This window comes from Amycolatopsis sp. NPDC051128, from assembly GCF_040682715.1.
Taxonomy (GTDB): domain Bacteria; phylum Actinomycetota; class Actinomycetes; order Mycobacteriales; family Pseudonocardiaceae; genus Amycolatopsis.
In genome coordinates this window covers 58,956-70,962 of record NZ_JBFBBN010000002.1, presented here as the reverse complement: position 1 = coordinate 70,962, position 12,007 = coordinate 58,956, and the positions used below count along the sequence as shown (strand labels likewise).

Here is a 12,007-nt window from a genome sequence, read left to right as displayed (position 1 = left end):
CGTTAAGACACTTGTCATAGTCGAGGAGCCGAGATGACCGACGTCGCCGCCGAAGCGCGGACCCGTTCGAAGACTGTCACCTGGCAGGACCCGCTGCCGACCGCCCGGCTCGGCGCCACGATGTCCGGCCTGGAGTACATGACGGCGATCGCGGAAGGCCGCGTCCCGGCCGCGCCGATCGCCGCGCACTTCGGGATGCGCTGGGAGCGCGTGGCGGCCGGCGAGGTCGTCGCGGTCCTCGAGCCGGACGAGTCGCTGTACAACCCGATCGGCATGGTCCACGGCGGCGTGGCGGCCACGATGCTGGACTCGGTGGTCGGCTGCGCGGTGCACACGACGCTGCCGGCCGGCGTCGGCTACGCGTCGGTGGAACTGAAAGTGAGCTACCTGCGGGCGATCCACGCGGGTCGCGGCGAGATCCGGGCCACGGGCCGCGTCGTGAAGGAGGGTTCGCGGATCGCGTTCGCGGAGGGGGAGATCCGCGACGCCGAGGGCAGGCTGCTCGCCACGGCGTCGGGGACCTGCGTGATCACCCGCTAGACGGGCTGCTTGACATCCCAGTGCTCGACGAGCAGGCCGTTCTCGACGCGCAGGATGTCGACGACCGCGAGTTCGCTTTCCGGGCGCCGGAGGCGCAGGTGGACCATGACGAGGTCGCCGTCGGCGGCGACCTGCTTGATCTCCGCGTCCGCGCCGGCGAGCGGGGAGTTCTTCACGGCTTCGGTGAACGCCTCGCGGCCGGAGGGGAGCCCGGGGCTGTGCGTGACGAAGTCTGGGTGCAGTGCGGCCTTCGCGGCGTCGAAGTCCTTGTGCACGAACAGGTTTTCCAGGCAGTCGAGGACGATCATCCGGTTCTTCGCGGTTTCGCTCATGGCGCCGATCCTGCCGCCCGCCCGGGGTGCCCGTCGATTACCCGCGACGTCATCACCGCGGCGGGCGGACCCGCCGGGCGCGGATCGCGTCACCGCCGCCGAAGCGGCCGATGACCGACGCCAGCAGGGCCCGCGCGTCGCCGACGCGCTCGGTGCCGTATTCGGCGACCAGCTCCTCCTGGAGTTCCCGCCGCAGCACGCGGGTCTCTTCGACGGCGGCCAGCGCGTGCCCGGTGAGGTGCAGGAGCTTGGTCCGGGCATCCGCCGGGTCGGGGTCGCGGCGCAGCAGCCCGCGGCGTTCGAGATCGGCGACGGCCTTCGACGCCGCCTGCTGCGTCACGCCCATCCGCTCGGCCAGCGCGGTGATCGACAGCGGCGCGGCGAGGACGTGCTGGATCACGACGCCGTCGTTGAACCGCAGGTCGCCGGAGCCGCGCCCGGCCAGCCGCCGCTGCACCTCGTCGGTCATCGCCCAGCCCGCGAAGAGGGCGGTCAGTGACAGATCGAGGTCTTCCGGCCTAGGATGCACAACCATGGTTGTGGAATCTAGCAGAGTTCCTCCCGAGCTGGCCGAAGCGTTCGTCCGCGTGGCGCACCGGATCGTCTGGTGCACGCTGGTGACCGTCGACCGGCGGGGGAGGCCGCGGTCGCGGATCGTCCACCCGATCTGGGAGCGGACGCCCGACGGCCTGACCGGCCGGCTGTTCACCCGGCCGACGCCGCTCAAGCTCGCGCACCTCGCGGCGTCGCCGTACGTCTCGTGCTCGTACTGGGACCCGCGGCACGATGTCGCGGTGGCGGAGTGCCGCGCCGAGTTCGCCGACGACGAGGCGAGCCGCAAGTCCCTGTGGGACCTGTTCGCGACCGCGCCGGAACCCCTCGGCTACGACCCGAAGATCCTCGGCGGCGAGGACCACCGGGACCCGAAGATCACGGTGCTGCGCCTGACCCCGTGGCGGCTGTCGACCGGCGGACAGGCGTGGCGCGCCGCTTAGGCGTGTCCGGCGGCCGCCGCGCGGACGGCCCGGCGCCACGACCGCGCCTGATCCCCGAGCGCCGTGTCGATCACGGTGACCACGATGCCTTCGGTGGCGGGGGCGCAGCGCGCCACCCAGGTGCCGGACGGCGAGAGCACGCCCGACGGCGGTTCGCCGGCCTGCGCCGGGCCGGAGTAGCCGACCCAGAAGGAGTTCGCCGCCGCGTGCCCGGCCGCGTCGGTCACGAAGCCCCCGGGTACTTCGGGGTTGCCCGCCGTGGAAAGCAGGACGCAGTCGACGTCCGCCCGCTCGTAGGCGGAGAACAGCTCGGGGTACTGCGTCTCCATGCCCAGCGCGCAGCCGAACCGGGCCCCGCGCGCCTCGAACACGAACGGGCGCGTCCCGGCCCGGTACTGGAACGCCGTCTTCGTCCTGGACAGCATGCGTTCGTCGTAGCGGCCGGCCAGCGCGCCGTGCGCGGAGATCACGAACAGGGCGTTCGTCGGGCGCGGATCGTCGCCGGCGAAGTCGATTCCCCCGGCCACGACCCAGATGCCCAGTTCCCGGGCCGTCTCGGCGACCGCGTCGAGTTCCGCGGCGAGGGCGGCCCGGTCGACGGCGGGCCAATCGGCTCCGGGGCCCCCGCCCGACATGGCGCGCCTGTGCGGCGAGGTCAGCGCGCCCTCGGGGAACTGGACCAGCGCGGCGCCGGCGCCCGCCGCCTCGCGCACGAGTTCCCGCACGCGCGCGCCGCTTTCGCGCAGCTGCGCACGGGAACGCGGGTCGGGACGGAGTGCCGTCTGGGCGACGGCGATCACGACGGTCGCCGGCCGGGGTTCGGCCACGACGTGGCGCCGGGCCGTGGGGTAGGACTCACCCGTCTTGGCCGCGCGCTCGCGAACCCGTTGCCTGATGCTGGCGTTCTCGGTCATCTCGATCCTCCACGCCGCGGATGGACGCCTCCCAGCGGCACGCTCACGGCGGAGCTGAAGGTGGACGACTCGAGTGCGGAAAGCTCTTCGCCCCCGGTTCGCCGCCGGTGCTGGGAGCCGGCACTGGAGGCTCGGCGCGGACTCGCGCCGAACCCGAAGTCAGAAAAGTAGGCCGACCCCCGGTGCGGCACGCAACCGTTGCCACGAAGCCATTCGGCCGTGACTGTGGTCGGATTGGTAACGAGCGGCACAGTACCACCGGCCGCCGCGCGCGCCTAAGCCGCGCCGACGCGGCGATCGAAGACCAGGCCTTCCGCCGCCCGCAGCCCGACGCTGATCGCGCCGGTCAGCACCGCTTCTTCGCCCAGCTCGCCCTGGACCACCTTCGGCACCAGCGGGGTGAACGCGCGCAGGGCCCGGTCGATCGGCTCGAGCAGCAGGTCCGCGGCCGTGCCCATGCCGCCGCCCAGCACGATCAGCTCGGGGTCGATCACCGCCGCCACCGAGGCGATCGTGTAAGCCAGTCGGTCGGCCTCCGTCTCCACCGCGCGCCGGGCGAGCTCGTCGCCTTCGCGGGCCAGCCGGAAGACCTCGCGGGCCGATTTCGCCGTGCCCAGGCCGAGTTCACGGGCGCCGCGGACGACGGACTGGGCCGCCGTCGCCTCTTCGAGGTGCCCGCGCGCAGGCGGGGTGCCGGGCTCGTCGGCCGCGCGCGTGCGGCCGTAGGGCAGGTAGCCGATCTCGCCCGCCGCGCCGGTCGCGCCGCGGAACACCCGGCCGTCGACCATCAGGCCCATGCCGACGCCGGTGCCGATCGTGATGCAGCCGAACACCGACGCGCCGCGCGCGGCCCCGCTCTCCCATTCCCCGACGGCGGTGAGGTTCGCGTCGTTCTCCACCACCAGGCCAGGGCCGAGCGCGGCCTCGAGGTCGTCGATCAGCCCGGCCCGGCCCCAGCCGGGCAGGTTCGGCGCGTGCCGGAAGCACCGCTTCTCCGGGTCGGCGACGCCGGGCGAGCCGACCACGCGGAGCACGATGTCGGCGGCGGTCAGACCCGCTTCGGCGACGGCGTCGGCGGCGATCTTCCCGACCGCGGTCACCAGCGCCGCCCCGGACCGCGCCGTGTTGCGCTCGTCGCGGCGCGCCACGAGCGTGCGGCCGAGGTCCGACACCGCGACGCGGAGGTGCTCGCGGCCGATGTCGACGCCCAGCACGTATCCCGCGGTGGGGTCGGCCTCGTACAGCACGGCCGACCGCCCGGTGCCGGTCGAGGTCTGCCCGGTGGGCCGCGCCAGCCCCGCGGCTTCGAGCGCCAGCAGGGCCTGGCTGACCGTGGGCTTCGACAGCCCGGTGTCCTTCGCCACCTGCGGCCGGGTCGCCGGTCCGCCGCGGCGCAGCAGGTCGAGCACCGCCCGCTGGTTGATCTTGCGCATCCCGGCGGGGGTACCGACCGCGGGAGTTTCTACGCCGGCCACCCGTGCCCGCCTCCTGTCGTTTTCCTACTGCCTGCCACGCTAGCCGTCCCGGCCGCGGTCCCGCCGGAATACCGCCCGGCCGGGACCCGTTGACCGGGGCATGAGCACTCCGGTACGCGGCCGGGTCCGCGTGGCACAAGGCGCGAAGCGGGTACGGGTGTTCCTCGGCGGGCAGGTCGTCGCGGACACGGTGCACCCTCTCCTGGTGTGGGAAGTTCCCTACTACCCGACGTACTACTTCCCACGCGCGGACGTGGTGAGCGGCGTTCTCACCCCCTCCGGCCGGACGACGCACTCGCCGAGCCGTGGAGATGGTGTTCTGTCGACGATAAAGGTTGGCGGAGCCGAGGCGGTGGACGCCGCGCTGGAACACCCGGATTCGCCGATCGAACAGCTACGGGACCACGTCCGGTTCGAATTCGCGGCGTTCGACTGGTTCGAAGAGGACGAACAGATCTTCACGCATCCGCGGGACCCCGGCGTCCGTGTCGACATCCTGCCGAGTTCCCGGCACGTCCGGATCGAGGTCGACGGCGTCACCGTCGCCGACTCGGTGCGGCCGCACCTGCTGTTCGAGACCGGCCTGCCGACCCGCTACTACCTGCCCCGCGTGGACGTCCGGATGGACCTGCTGGCGAAGACGGACACCGTGACGCACTGCCCGTACAAGGGCACCACGGAGTACTTCACGGTGGCCGGGCACGAAGACCTCGCCTGGAGCTACCCGACGCCGCTGCCCGAGAGCACCCGCGTCGCCGGCCTGGTGGCGTTCACCGACGAGAAGGTGGACGTCTACGTCGACGGCGTGCTGCAGGAGCGGCCGAAGACGAAGTTCGCCTGAGCCCGCCCGCGACGTATAACGACCTATACCTCGCCGGCTGAACCAGGCCGACCGTCCACGGCTCGTCCCGGGACCTCGCCGAAGCCCTCACGACGTCCTATCGCGACACGACCGCGGAAGTGATGGTGGCGCACCAGAACCGGCGTTCCGCGCTGGTCGGGGGCGGCGCCGCGACCGAGGGCACGCTGTGGGACATCGCCCGCGTCCTCTCGCTGGACGGCACATTCGTCGTCGTCGCGCGCACGACCAGCCGCGACAGACCACTTGCCCGCTGCCTTCGCCGACCCGCCCGGCTGGGCCCGGCGGTCCGGTAGAGTTCGGGTGAGCGAGCGCTTAGGAGGCCAGTGGTGGGCACCGGATTCTTCACCTCCGTCGACGACGTGTCGGCCAAACTGGCCGAGGCGGGCTACCTGGCGTCCACCGCCGTGGCGACCACCGTGTTCCTCGCCGACCGGCTCGGCAAGCCGTTGCTGGTCGAGGGCCCTGCCGGCGTCGGCAAGACCGAGCTCGCCAAGGCCGTCGCCCAAGTCAGCGGCTCGCGGCTGGTGCGCCTGCAGTGCTACGAGGGCATCGACGAGGCCCGCGCGCTGTACGAGTGGAACCACGCGAAGCAGCTGCTGCGGATCACCGCCGGCCGCGACGAGACGTGGGAGCAGGCCCGCACCGACATCTTCGGCGAGGAGTTCCTGCTGCGCCGCCCGCTGCTCACCGCGATCTCCTCCGACGAGCCGACCGTGCTGCTGATCGACGAGACCGACAAGGCCGACATGGAGGTCGAGGGCCTGCTGCTGGAAGTGCTCGGCGACTTCCAGGTGACCGTGCCGGAGCTGGGCACGATCACCGCCACGCGCGCGCCGTTCGCCGTGCTCACCTCGAACGCGACGCGCGAGCTGTCCGAGGCGCTGCGCCGCCGGTGCCTGTTCCTGCATATCGGTTTCCCGGACGAGGACCTCGAACGCGACATCGTCCGGCTCAAGGTGCCCGGCATCGACGCCGCCCTCGCCGATTCAGTCGTCCGGGTGATCGCCGCGCTGCGCGCGATGGACCTGCGCAAGCTGCCGTCGGTCGCGGAGACCATCGACTGGGCGCGCACCCTGCTCGCGCTCGGCGCCTCGACGCTGGACGAGCGCGTGGTGCGCGAGAGCCTCGGCGTCGTGCTCAAGCACCAGGACGACATCGTCAAGGCGGGTGCCGGGCTCCAGCTCGAACAGGTTCTGGACGCGTCGTGACCGGCGGTGTGCCGGAGCGGCTCGCGTCGTTCGTCAAGGCACTGCGGGCCCAGGGCATCCCGGCCGGGCCGAGCGAGACGGTCGACGCCGCCGCCGCGCTGGAGGTGCTCGGCCTCGACGACCGTGAACTGGTCCGCGAAGGCCTGGCCGCGGCGCTGGTCCGCCGCGGCGGGCAGCGCGCGGTGTTCGACGCCGCGTTCGACCTCTACTTCCCGGCGGGCATCGGCGCGCCCGAGCGAGCCCGCGAAGACCAGCCGTCGACGCTGGACGAGCTGCGCGAGGAGCTCGCCACGGCCCTCGCCGACGGCGACCAACAGGCCCTGTCCCAGCTGGCCGGGCTCGCGGTCGACATGCTGGGCCAGTACGGCTCGGCGTCCGGACCGGGCGGGGGCTTCTCCGCCCACCAGACGCTGGAGCGGCTCCAGCCGCAGACCCTGATCGCGCGCGTGCTGGCCGCGGTCCGCGGTGGCGGCGCGCGCGGCGAGTTCACCGACCGGCTCGACCGCGACGAGATCCGCCGCCGCGTCGAAGGCTTCCGTGGGCAGGTCCGCACCGAGGCGCGTCGCCGGGCGGCCGAGGTCCGCGGTCGCGAGCGTGTCGCCAAGCACGCCATCGCGCCCGCGCCGGACCGCGTCGACTTCCTCATCGCCAGCCGGAACCAGCTGGCCGAGCTGCGCCGGACGATTCAGCCGCTGTCCCGCAAGCTGGCGACGCGGCTGGCCGCCCGCCGCAAACGCACCACGCGCGGGCAGATCGACCTGCGGCGCACCTTGCGGCGGTCGCTGTCGACCGGCGGGGTGCCGCTGCGCCCGGCCTACCGTCACCGGCGGCCGGGACGGCCGGAAATCGTGCTGCTGTGCGATCTTTCCGGCTCGGTGGCGGGGTTCGCGAACTTCACCATGCTGCTGGTGCAGGCGTTGCGCGACCAGTTCAGCAAGATCCGCGTGTTCGCCTTCGTCGACAGTGCCGACGAGGTCACCCACCTGGTCACCACCGGCGTGGCCGACCCCGAGCACCTGGGCGCGCGGATGCTGTCCGAAGCCGCGCTGGTGCGCTGGGACGGCCACAGCGACTACGGCGGCTCCCTGAGCCAGTTCACGGCGAACTGGCTCGACGCGGTCGGTCCCCGGACGTCGGTGCTGATCCTCGGCGACGCCCGCACCAACGGCGGCGACCCGAACCTCGACGCCGTCCGCGCGATCAAGGCCCGCGCCCGGCACGTCTACTGGCTCAACCCGGAGCGGCGGTCGCTGTGGTCGACCGGGGACTCGGCGGCGCTGGAGTACGCCGACGTCGTGGAGATGCACGAGTGCCGCACGGTGCACCAGCTTTCGGCGCTGGTCACCCGTCTGCTGCCGGTGTGAGCCACGCGTCGATGTCGCGCAGCAGTTTCGTCTTGGTCGCTTCGGGGGCGAAGGACGCGGTGACGCTCGCGCGGGCGAAGTCGGCCATCGCGGCGTCGTCGTAACCGAAAGCTCGCCGCACGCGGGCGTATTCCTCGGCGAGGGCCGCGCCGGTGACCGACGGGACGTCGGTGTTGAGCGTGACGGTCAGCCCGGCTTCCCGGAGCCGGGGGAGCGGGTGCTCGGGCAGCGAGGGCACCAGGCCCAGCGTCACGTTCGAGGACGGGCAGACCTCCAGGGCCAGGCCCCGGTCGCGGACCTCCCGCACCAGCCCGGGGTCGTCGAGGACGCGGATGCCGTGGCCGAGCCGTTCGGTGCGGCCCACCTCCAGCGCTTCGCGGATGCTGTCGGGCCCGGCGTCTTCGCCGGTGTGGTGGAGCAGGTGGATCCCGCCGGCGCGGGCCTTCTCGAAGACCGTCGCGAACGGCCGGAGCGAGTGGTTTTCTTCACCCGCCATGCCGATCGCGAAGACTTCGTCGTACTTCAGGGCGAGGTCCAGGGTGCGCTCGGCGCGTTCGACCGAGCGTCGGCGGGAGTGGTCGAGCAGCAGCCGCCACTCGAGCCCGTGGTCCGCTTCGGACAGTCCTTTGAGGACGGATTCCAGTGGCATCTCGAGGTCGCCGAGCCGTTCGCCGTGCGAGGCGGCGGTGAAGGTCACTTCGGCGTAGCGCGTGCCCTGCGCGGCTTCGTCTTCGCAGTACTCGCGGGCGATCCGCTCGAAGTCGCCGGGGCGCTGGAGGCAGGACCGGATGAGCGCGTTGTAGTCGGCGAAGGCGCGGAAGCCGTCGAACACCGGGGGCTCGTCCGGGACGTCGACGCCGTTGGCTTCGCCCAGTTCGCGGAGCGTGCCCGGCCGGATGGTGCTCTCCAGGTGGACGTGCAGGTGGGCCTTCGGCAAGGTGGCCAGGTCGCGCATGATCGCGAGCCTAAGCGGCCGCGGAGGGTGTCCGCACGCGGATTTCGGCGTGAAGTGCAACTGACGGGTTGCGCCTCGACCGGTGTCGTGCAACCCTGGGGTTGCATACCGCAATCGACGTGAGGAGCAGGCATGAGTGAGGACCGGATCGAGCAGGAGATCGTGATCGACGCGCCGCGAGAGCGGGTGTGGGCGATCCTGACCGAGCCCGAGCACGTCGGCGACTGGTTCGGCCAGGGCGAGCCGGCGCAGATCGACCTGCGGCCGGGCGGGATCATGCGCCTCGACCACGGCGAGCACGGCACGTTCCTGACCAAGATCGTCGACGTCGAGCCGCCGCGACGGCTCGCCTACCGGTGGGCCAGCGGGTTCCCGGGCGAGGTCGCGACCGAGACCAACTCGACGCTGGTCGAGTTCACCCTCGCCGCCGAGGCGGCCGGCACCCGGCTGACGGTCGTGGAAAGCGGCTTCACCACGCGGGAACCGGCCCCGGTGCCGTCGGCCGACGACACCTACGAAAGCCACACCGGGGGCTGGGCGGGTGTCGTGCGGGCGCTGAAGGAGCGGTCCGAGAAACTGGCGGTATGACGACCGAGCCCGCCGCTGCCGAGCCCGCCGCTGCCGAGCCCGCCGCCGCCGAGGCGGTCTTCGCCGCGCTGGCCGACCCGACGCGACGGCTGATCCTCGATCGCCTCTCCCGGCGCGGCGACGCGTCGGCGACCGTGCTCGCCGACGAACTCCCGGTCACCCGGCAGGCCGTGGTCAAGCACCTCGCGGTGCTCGACCAGGCCGGTCTGGTGACCGCCCGCCGCGACGGCCGCGAGCGCCGCTACCGGGTCCGCCCGGCCGGTCTCGAGGCGACGGCCCGCTGGATGGACGGCATCGCCGCCCAGTGGGCAGCCCGCCTGTCGACGATCAAACGCCTGGCGGAGCGGGCCGAGCGACCTGAGCGCGATCCGGCGTGACCGGCGCCGGAACTGGCGTGACCGGGCCCGGATCTCGCGTGATCAGACCCGTCACTGACGTGATTCAAGCCGGAACTCGCGAGACCGGCCCAGCCACGCGAGTCCCGACCCCAAACACGCGAGTCCCGGCTCTGATCACGCGAGTCCCGGCTCTGATCACGCGAGTCCCGGCTCTGATCACGTGCGATCCGGTTCGGCGCGCCGGGCGGTGAGGTTTTGGGGCTCGTCACACGGGGAACCTCCGGGTGGTTCGTCCGCGTTGTCAGGATGACCGCTATCGATGAGGGAGAACCACCGTGGCTTTCATGCGCAAGCTCACCGTGCTGGCCGGGGCCGCGGGCGCGGCCCGCGCCTACGCCAAGAAGAACCCCGAAAAGGTGAACCAGGCCGTCGGCAAGGCCGCGAAGTTCGTCGACGACAAGACCAAGGGCAAGTACCACGAGAAGATCGCCGGCGCGGTCCGCAAGGTCAACTCCGTGACCGGGCCGGACGGGCGACCGGGGCCGGCCGCTCGCTAGGTCACCCGGCCGTCAGGACTTCGAGGACTCCCTCGCCGTACTTGGCGAGCTTGTTCTCGCCGACCCCGCTGACCGTGCCCAGATCGGACAGTGACGACGGCCGTTGCGTGGCGATCTGGCGCAGGGTCGCGTCGTGGAAGATGACGTAGGCGGGGACGCCCTGCTCCTTCGCGACGCCGGCCCGCCAGGCACGCAGCCGTTCGAACAGCGGGGCCGCCTCCGCGGGCATGTCCACAGCGGGGGCGGTCTTCCTGGCGCCGCGGACCTTCGCGGCGGCGGCCGCCCGTTCGGGCTCGCGGCGCAGCATCACCTGGCGGTCACCGCCCAGCACCTCGGCGCTGCGCTCGGTGAGCACGAGCGAGCCGTAGTCGCCTTCGACCGCGAGCAGGCCCTGGGCGAGCAGTTGCCGCACCACCGCCCGCCATTCCGGCTCGCGCAGTTCGGTGCCGATGCCGAACGTCTTGAGCGTGTCGTGCTGGAACTGCGTGACCTTGGGCGTGGACTTGCCGAGCAGGATGTCGATGACCTGCCCGGCGCCGAACTTCTGCCGCCGTTCGTTGCGCAGCCGCACGATCGTCGACAGCAGCTTCTGCGCCGGGATCGTGCCGTCCCACCGCTCCGGCGGGTTCAGGCACGTGTCGCAGTTGCCGCAGGCCTCGGCCTGCTGCCCGAAGTAGTTGAGGATCTGCACCCGGCGGCATTCGACCGTCTCGCACAGCGCCAGCATCGCGTTCAGGTGCGCGCCCAGCCGCCGCCGGTGCGCTTCGTCGCCTTCGGACGTGTCGATCATCTTGCGCTGCTGCACGACGTCCTGCAGCCCATAGGCGAGCCAGGCGGTCGAGGGCAGGCCGTCGCGGCCGGCCCGGCCGGTCTCCTGGTAGTACCCCTCGACCGACTTCGGCAGGTCGAGGTGCGCGACGAACCGGACGTCCGGCTTGTCGATGCCCATCCCGAACGCGATCGTCGCGACCACGATCAGGCCGTCCTCGCGCAGGAACCGCGACTGGTGCCTCGCGCGGGTGCGCGCGTCGAGCCCCGCGTGGTACGGCACCGCCGGAATCCCGTTCTCCACCAGGAACTCCGCGGTCTTCTCGACCGAGTTCCGGGACAGGCAGTAGACGATCCCCGCGTCGCCCTGATGCTCGGTGCGCAGCAGTTCGAGGAGCTGCCGCTGCGGCGAGTTCTTGCCGACGATCCGGTACTGGATGTTCGGCCGGTCGAAGCTCGCGACGAAGTGGCGCGCCTCGTCGAGGTTCAGCCGGGCCGCGATCTCCTTGTGCGTGGCTTCGGTCGCGGTGGCGGTCAGCGCGATCCGCGGCACGTCCGGCCAGCGCTCGTGCAGCGCGGAGAGCTGGAGGTAGTCGGGCCGGAAGTCGTGGCCCCACTGGGCGACGCAGTGCGCCTCGTCGATCGCGAACAGCGAAATCTTGCCGCGGTCGAGCAGCCGCACGGTGGATTCGACCGAAAGCCGTTCGGGCGCCAGGTAGAGCAGGTCGAGCTCGCCGGCCAGGAACGCCGACTCCACCTCCTGCCGGGCCGCGTAGTCCTGGGTGGAGTTGAGGAAACCGGCGCGGACGCCGGCGTTGCGCAGCGCGTCGACCTGGTCCTGCATCAGCGCGATCAGCGGCGAGACGACCACGCCGACGCCTGGCCGCACCAGCGCGGGAATCTGGTAGCACAACGACTTCCCGCCACCGGTGGGCATCAGCACGAGCGCGTCGCCGCCGGCGATCACGTGCTCGACGATCGCCGCCTGGTCACCGCGGAAGGTGTCGTAACCGAACACGCGCCGGAGGGTCTCCAGCGCTTCGGACACGGACGCCGTTGCGAGATCGGTCTCTGCCACCCGCCCGACTATAGAGTGGGGGCCCGACAGTTC

14 protein-coding genes and 1 pseudogene are annotated in these 12,007 nt (G+C 72.1%); 9 read left to right on the top strand and 6 right to left on the bottom strand.

Features of this window, described 5'->3' with window-relative positions; genetic code table 11:
- The first annotated feature begins 33 nt into the window (after positions 1 to 33).
- Positions 34 to 540 (top strand): PaaI family thioesterase, encoded by a 507-nt coding sequence (locus AB0M82_RS02415; RefSeq protein ID WP_364716851.1) that lies wholly within the window; start codon positions 34 to 36, stop codon positions 538 to 540.
- Here the strand turns inward: AB0M82_RS02415 and AB0M82_RS02410 are convergent.
- Together AB0M82_RS02410 and AB0M82_RS02405 are read right to left on the bottom strand one after the other, a co-directional pair.
- Entirely contained in the window at positions 537 to 872 is a 336-nt protein-coding gene (locus AB0M82_RS02410) for a nuclear transport factor 2 family protein (protein WP_364716849.1), read from the bottom strand. The genes AB0M82_RS02415 and AB0M82_RS02410 overlap by 4 nt on opposite strands.
- A gap of 52 nt (positions 873 to 924) precedes the next feature.
- A complete protein-coding gene (locus AB0M82_RS02405; protein WP_364716846.1) occupies positions 925 to 1,407 on the bottom strand; it encodes a MarR family transcriptional regulator in 483 nt (160 codons plus the stop codon).
- Here AB0M82_RS02405 and AB0M82_RS02400 point away from each other — a divergent pair.
- Positions 1,406 to 1,867: a pyridoxamine 5'-phosphate oxidase gene (locus tag AB0M82_RS02400; RefSeq protein ID WP_364716843.1), complete on the top strand. Its 462-nt coding sequence runs from the start codon at positions 1,406 to 1,408 to the stop codon at positions 1,865 to 1,867. The two genes, AB0M82_RS02405 and AB0M82_RS02400, sit on opposite strands and share 2 nt — an antisense overlap.
- Here the strand turns inward: AB0M82_RS02400 and AB0M82_RS02395 are convergent.
- Both AB0M82_RS02395 and AB0M82_RS02390 read right to left on the bottom strand, forming a co-directional pair.
- Complete coding sequence (locus AB0M82_RS02395) at positions 1,864 to 2,781, bottom strand: carbon-nitrogen hydrolase family protein (protein WP_364716841.1); 918 nt, start codon at positions 2,779 to 2,781, stop codon at positions 1,864 to 1,866. The two genes, AB0M82_RS02400 and AB0M82_RS02395, sit on opposite strands and share 4 nt — an antisense overlap.
- A gap of 275 nt (positions 2,782 to 3,056) precedes the next feature.
- Positions 3,057 to 4,256, bottom strand: a complete 1,200-nt coding sequence (locus AB0M82_RS02390; RefSeq protein WP_364716840.1) for an ROK family protein — start codon at positions 4,254 to 4,256, stop codon at positions 3,057 to 3,059.
- A gap of 100 nt (positions 4,257 to 4,356) precedes the next feature.
- Between AB0M82_RS02390 and AB0M82_RS02385 the strand changes: the two genes are divergently transcribed.
- The 4 genes and pseudogenes from AB0M82_RS02385 to AB0M82_RS02370 all read left to right on the top strand — a co-directional run bounded on the left by AB0M82_RS02385 (position 4,357) and on the right by AB0M82_RS02370 (position 7,690).
- A complete protein-coding gene (locus AB0M82_RS02385) occupies positions 4,357 to 5,097 on the top strand; it encodes a DUF427 domain-containing protein (protein ID WP_364716839.1) in 741 nt (246 codons plus the stop codon).
- A 71-nt stretch (positions 5,098 to 5,168) separates the two neighbouring features.
- Positions 5,169 to 5,336 (top strand): annotated as a pseudogene (locus AB0M82_RS02380) (PucR family transcriptional regulator); the annotation flags it as partial.
- A gap of 108 nt (positions 5,337 to 5,444) precedes the next feature.
- The gene (locus tag AB0M82_RS02375) at positions 5,445 to 6,326 is read left to right on the top strand and encodes a MoxR family ATPase (protein ID WP_364716837.1); all 882 of its coding nucleotides are present in this window, start codon (positions 5,445 to 5,447) and stop codon (positions 6,324 to 6,326) included.
- On the top strand, positions 6,323 to 7,690 hold the full coding sequence (locus AB0M82_RS02370; protein WP_364716835.1) for a VWA domain-containing protein: 1,368 nt from the start codon (positions 6,323 to 6,325) through the stop codon (positions 7,688 to 7,690). Before AB0M82_RS02375 ends, AB0M82_RS02370 begins: the two co-directional genes overlap by 4 nt.
- On the opposite strand, the gene add is transcribed toward AB0M82_RS02370, so the two are convergent.
- Entirely contained in the window at positions 7,668 to 8,645 is a 978-nt protein-coding gene (add, locus tag AB0M82_RS02365; RefSeq protein ID WP_364716834.1) for an adenosine deaminase, read from the bottom strand. The genes AB0M82_RS02370 and add overlap by 23 nt on opposite strands.
- Before the next feature lie 132 nt (positions 8,646 to 8,777).
- Between add and AB0M82_RS02360 the strand changes: the two genes are divergently transcribed.
- From AB0M82_RS02360 to AB0M82_RS02350, 3 genes are all read left to right on the top strand, one after another.
- On the top strand, positions 8,778 to 9,233 hold the full coding sequence (locus AB0M82_RS02360) for an SRPBCC family protein (RefSeq protein ID WP_364716833.1): 456 nt from the start codon (positions 8,778 to 8,780) through the stop codon (positions 9,231 to 9,233).
- Positions 9,230 to 9,610, top strand: a complete 381-nt coding sequence (locus AB0M82_RS02355) for a metalloregulator ArsR/SmtB family transcription factor (RefSeq protein WP_364716831.1) — start codon at positions 9,230 to 9,232, stop codon at positions 9,608 to 9,610. Before AB0M82_RS02360 ends, AB0M82_RS02355 begins: the two co-directional genes overlap by 4 nt.
- 296 nt (positions 9,611 to 9,906) lie before the next feature.
- Positions 9,907 to 10,128, top strand: coding sequence for an antitoxin (locus AB0M82_RS02350; protein WP_364716829.1), 222 nt, complete (start codon positions 9,907 to 9,909; stop codon positions 10,126 to 10,128).
- Between the two features lies 1 nt (position 10,129).
- On the opposite strand, the gene recQ is transcribed toward AB0M82_RS02350, so the two are convergent.
- A complete protein-coding gene (gene recQ / locus AB0M82_RS02345; RefSeq protein ID WP_364716828.1) occupies positions 10,130 to 11,974 on the bottom strand; it encodes a DNA helicase RecQ in 1,845 nt (614 codons plus the stop codon).
- Positions 11,975 to 12,007: the final 33 nt, after the last annotated feature.